This is a genomic window from Pseudoroseomonas cervicalis ATCC 49957 (genome assembly GCF_000164635.1).
Taxonomy (GTDB): Bacteria; Pseudomonadota; Alphaproteobacteria; order Acetobacterales; family Acetobacteraceae; genus Pseudoroseomonas; species Pseudoroseomonas cervicalis.
The window spans coordinates 1-1,346 of sequence record NZ_GG770954.1; the positions used below are offsets into that span (position 1 = coordinate 1).

The 1,346-nt window shown below is 71.7% G+C and carries 3 protein-coding genes; 1 reads left to right on the forward strand and 2 read right to left on the reverse strand.

Annotated features, from left to right (window positions below; all coding sequences use genetic code 11):
* Window positions 1–15 precede the first annotated feature (15 nt).
* Window positions 16–459: a Ros/MucR family transcriptional regulator gene (locus HMPREF0731_RS20715; protein WP_007006189.1), complete on the reverse strand. Its 444-nt coding sequence runs from the start codon at window positions 457–459 to the stop codon at window positions 16–18.
* A gap of 126 nt (window positions 460–585) precedes the next feature.
* Here HMPREF0731_RS20715 and HMPREF0731_RS20720 point away from each other — a divergent pair, with 126 nt between their 5' ends.
* Window positions 586–849 (forward strand): sulfurtransferase TusA family protein, encoded by a 264-nt coding sequence (locus HMPREF0731_RS20720; protein WP_040614294.1) that lies wholly within the window; start codon window positions 586–588, stop codon window positions 847–849.
* On the opposite strand, the gene rimI is transcribed toward HMPREF0731_RS20720, so the two are convergent.
* The coding region (gene rimI / locus HMPREF0731_RS20725) for a ribosomal protein S18-alanine N-acetyltransferase (RefSeq protein WP_408734765.1) at window positions 824–1,346 on the reverse strand (523 nt) is incomplete at its 5' end. The two genes, HMPREF0731_RS20720 and rimI, sit on opposite strands and share 26 nt — an antisense overlap.

The following is a 1,346-nucleotide window of genomic DNA, read 5'->3' on the forward strand; positions in this document are numbered from 1 at the left end:
CGGCGCCGGGCGGGCTCAGGCCTCCGGGTTGCGGCGCGGCCGGCCGCCGCGCGGCTTGGTGCCGAGCCCGATCCGCTTGGCCAGCGAGGAGCGGTGCTTGGCGTAGTTCGGCGCCACCATCGGGTAGTCGGAGGGCAGGCCCCAGCGCTCGCGGTACTGCTCCGGCGTCATGTCATAGGCGGTCTTGAGGTGGCGCTTCAGCATTTTCAGCTTCTTGCCATCCTCCAGGCACACCAGATACTCGTCGGTGACCGACTTCTTCACCGGCACGGCCGGCTGCGGCCGCTCCGCCGGGACCGAGGCCGCCACCGGTGCGCTGCCGAGGCCCGAGAGGGTGCGGTGCACCTGCTCGATCAGGGAGGGCACATCGGTCAGCGGAACCGAATTGTTCGAGACATGCGCGGCGACAATCTGCGCCGTCAGCCCCAGTAGTTCACGCCCGCCTTGTTCTTCGGACATCCCTGAACCTCATGCATAGCGCCCGGTCTGATCAGCACGCCTGTGCTGCCGTGACTTGCGCGACCATATCGGCTGACCACACTCTCCCGCAACGGCAAAACATGCCGCAATCGCGAAAGATCGAGCATGTCCAACAATACAGGCGGTCAAGAAAATCTCCACGACCATGCGATCGATATCACGGCGGAGACTTGCCCCATGACCTTCGTCCGCACGCGCCTGGCGCTGGACCGCATGGCGCCGGGCCAGATTCTGCTGGTGCTGCTGCGCGGCGAGGAGCCGCGCGCCAATATCCCGCGCACCGCCGCCGAGCAGGGCCACGCCGTGCTGAGCCAGGAGGACCTGCCCGACGGCACCACCCGCCTCAGGCTGCGCAAAGCCCCCGGCTGAGCACCAGCGCGTCGCTGCCATCCGGGTAGTAGCGCCGCCGCCGCCCGGCCTCGGCGAAGCCGGCGGCGGCGTAGAGCGCCCGCGCCCCGTCATTCGCCACCGAGACCTCCAGGAACAGGCGCGCCGCGCCCCGCGCCAGCGCCGCCGCCATCGCCGTCTCCAGCAGGGCGAGGCCGAGCCCCTGGCGCCGCGCCGCCGGATGCACCGCCAGGGTCAGGATCTCCGATTCGTCGGCCGCCACCCGCAGCAGGATGAAGCCGGCGGGCGGCGCATCCTCCTCCGCCGCCACCAGCAGGCCGAAGGCGCCCGGCATCTCCAGCATCAGCCGCAGCGCGTCCTCGCCCCAGCGGTCGCCGGGCGGGAAGGCCGCCGCATGCAGCGCCGCCATTGCCGGCAGGTCGGCAAGCCCCGCGCCGCGCAGCGCCGTCATCGCCGCCTCAGACCGGCGCCGCGCCGCCGCCCGGCAGGCGCACCGCCGGCGGCTCGACATAGAGCGG

Coding starts and splice junctions, on each gene's coding strand:
- HMPREF0731_RS20715 (WP_007006189.1), bottom strand. CDS start 459: ATGTCCGAAGAACAAGGCGGGCGTGAACTACTGGGGCTGACGGCGCAG.
- HMPREF0731_RS20720 (WP_040614294.1), top strand. CDS start 586: ATGTCCAACAATACAGGCGGTCAAGAAAATCTCCACGACCATGCGATC.